The organism is Nocardia exalbida NBRC 100660 (assembly GCF_000308575.1).
Taxonomy (GTDB): domain Bacteria; phylum Actinomycetota; class Actinomycetes; order Mycobacteriales; family Mycobacteriaceae; genus Nocardia; species Nocardia exalbida.
This window is the reverse complement of sequence record NZ_BAFZ01000066.1, coordinates 1-2,217: the sequence shown is the minus strand read 5'-3', so window position 1 is coordinate 2,217 and position 2,217 is coordinate 1. Positions and strand designations below refer to the sequence as shown.

2 protein-coding genes and 1 pseudogene are annotated in these 2,217 nt (G+C 69.9%); 1 reads left to right on the top strand and 2 read right to left on the bottom strand.

Features of this window, described 5'->3' with window-relative positions; genetic code table 11:
- Together ON29_RS16055 and ON29_RS16050 are read right to left on the bottom strand one after the other, a co-directional pair.
- A pseudogene (locus tag ON29_RS16055) lies at window positions 1-655 on the bottom strand (hypothetical protein); the annotation flags it as partial.
- A 254-nt stretch (window positions 656-909) separates the two neighbouring features.
- Window positions 910-1,620, bottom strand: a complete 711-nt coding sequence (locus ON29_RS16050; protein WP_083863586.1) for a M23 family metallopeptidase — start codon at window positions 1,618-1,620, stop codon at window positions 910-912.
- Window positions 1,621-1,805: 185 nt separating this feature from the next.
- Here ON29_RS16050 and ON29_RS16045 point away from each other — a divergent pair, with 185 nt between their 5' ends.
- Complete coding sequence (locus tag ON29_RS16045) at window positions 1,806-2,126, top strand: ArsR/SmtB family transcription factor (RefSeq protein WP_040867126.1); 321 nt, start codon at window positions 1,806-1,808, stop codon at window positions 2,124-2,126.
- Window positions 2,127-2,217: the final 91 nt, after the last annotated feature.

The window sequence follows — 2,217 nt, the reverse complement described above, 5'->3', positions numbered from 1 at the left end:
CGCCCGGATCGGCGACGACCGTGTGCCCGGCGGCCAATTCGACGATCCGCCCGGCACTGTCGCGCACGAGCTGCTTTCCGGTGAAACCCATCAGGTAGCCCAGCGCCATGCCGACGACGGCCAGCGCCAGGCCCGCGTGGACGGCCCGTGCCGTCGGGCGGTCCACCAAACGCTGCCGGGCCAGGATCAGCACGATGAGCAGGTTGGCGAGGAACAGGCCGGGCACGCCGGAGGCGAAGACCACCTGACCGATCGAGTTCACCGGGTCGTCCTCGGTGTTGAAGTGGCTGAATGTGCCGCGGGCCGCCTGCAATACGATGAAACCGACGTCGATGAACCCGGTCACCGCGAACACCGTGCCGATCCACCAGGTGGCGCGGCTGCCCTTGTGCGGCAACGACAGCAGCCACGCCAGGGTGAGGCTGTAGAGGAAGAACGCGAGGCCGAACTTCATCGGCTTGAGCCAGACCGACTCGCCGAGCAGTTCGCGGTCGTCGACCAGCATGGCCGCGAGGGAGAACAGGACGAGTGCGGCCATCGCGGCCACCGTGCCGAGCAGCGGACGGTGCAGCCGCGCGCCGGCCTTCGTGCCCGCGCGCGGCCGCGGCGCCGACGATCCGTCCCGGGTCACGGCGACGAAATGTGTTGTGGACATGGACCGAACGTAGGAATCGCGCACGCTGCGTGGCGTCCCGCCGCGGCGCTATTCGCGTCTAGTACTTCGGTACCGGGTCCCTCTCGCGGGCGCTACCGCAGGGGCGGCGGAACCAAGTGCCGCAGCGGGTCTCGAGGGCGCGAGGAAGAGAATCGGGCCGCGAACGCGTCGTTGCGTTCGCGGCCCGTCGCGGGCGACCGCACTGTCGCCGAGTTCATTCGCGAGCCCCTCATGTCCCGCGAGAAGGATCGGGATCAGTCCTCGGGGGCATGCCCGACGTCGATGCCGCGCTCGGCCAGCCAGGGCTGCGGATCGATCTTCACGCCGTCGGGCAGGTGGACTTCGAAGTGCAGGTGCGGGCCGGTGGAGTTGCCCCGGTTTCCGACCGTCGCGATGACGTCGCCCGCGCGGACCGGCTGGCCGACGTCGACGAGGATGTCGTTGACGTGGCCGTAGACGCCGACGGTGCCGTCGTCCTGTTGCACGCGCACCCACAGACCGAAGCCGGAGGCGGGGCCCGCCTCGATCACGACGCCGTCGGTGACCGTGGCGATCGGCGCGCCGAGCGGGTCACCGAAATCCAGGCCGGCGTGCATCGCGCCCCAGCGAGCGCCGAAATTCGAGGTGAGCACACCGGCGACCGGGCGGACGGTCTTCGGGCGGATGAACTCCTGCGCGGCGCGGTTCGGATCCCAGGGCAGCGGCGCAGCCTGCGGGGCGGGGTTGTCGGGCGGGGTGAAGAGCGCGAACTGGGCGGTGCCCTCGGCCGGGCGGATCTCGCCCGACGCGATCTTCCCGGCGACGAGCCGGGCGGACGCGTCGGTGTCCGGGTCCTGCTGTGCTGCGGCGATGACGCCGAAGGAGGCGGTGACGACCGCGGAGGCGGCAAGCACTCGGGTGAGGGTGCGGTCGCGGCGTAATCGGGTCACGCCGCGACGGATCGGTAACGGAAAGGTCACGGGCATGGAGTCGAACGTACGGTAGCCGCCGCACCGGTCCGCTATCTTGTGGCAACCATCACCGGCGACAAAAGCCCAGCTCGACAGGTCACGGCGAGGTAACGACACGCGGGCGTTACCCACGTGAGCTGGGAGTATGACGCCTTTCCCAGGAGTTGACCGGTGAAACGCTGGACGCCCACACTGTGTGAGTGGCGACTAATGGAGTCCAGGCCTTGACTGCGCTCGCGGACCCGACCCGCCGCGCGATCTTCGAGGCCTTGCCGCAGGCCGCGCGCTCGGTCGGTGAACTCGCGCACGAAGTTGGTGTGACCAGTTCGGCGGTTTCCCAGCATCTGCGTGTGCTGCGCGATGCGCGGTTGGTCATGATGCGGCCGGAAGGCAACCGGCGGCTTTATTCGCTGGACCCGCGCGGCCTCGCCGACGCCCGCGACTACCTGGAGCAGTTCTGGCCGAGTGCGCTCGCTTCCTATTCCGCCGCGCTCAGGACCGCCGCGACGGCGGAAGCCTGACCGCGGAGGAACCGGGCGCCGCGATCGGCTCTTCGGATGGCGTCGGGTGGCGTCGGTCAGCCGACGCGTCGATACGCCGCCTTACGGCGGT

Excerpts from the sequence above, each read along its gene's own strand:
- ON29_RS16050 (WP_083863586.1), bottom strand. The coding sequence starts at position 1,620 with ATGCCCGTGACCTTTCCGTTACCGATCCGTCGCGGCGTGACCCGATTA.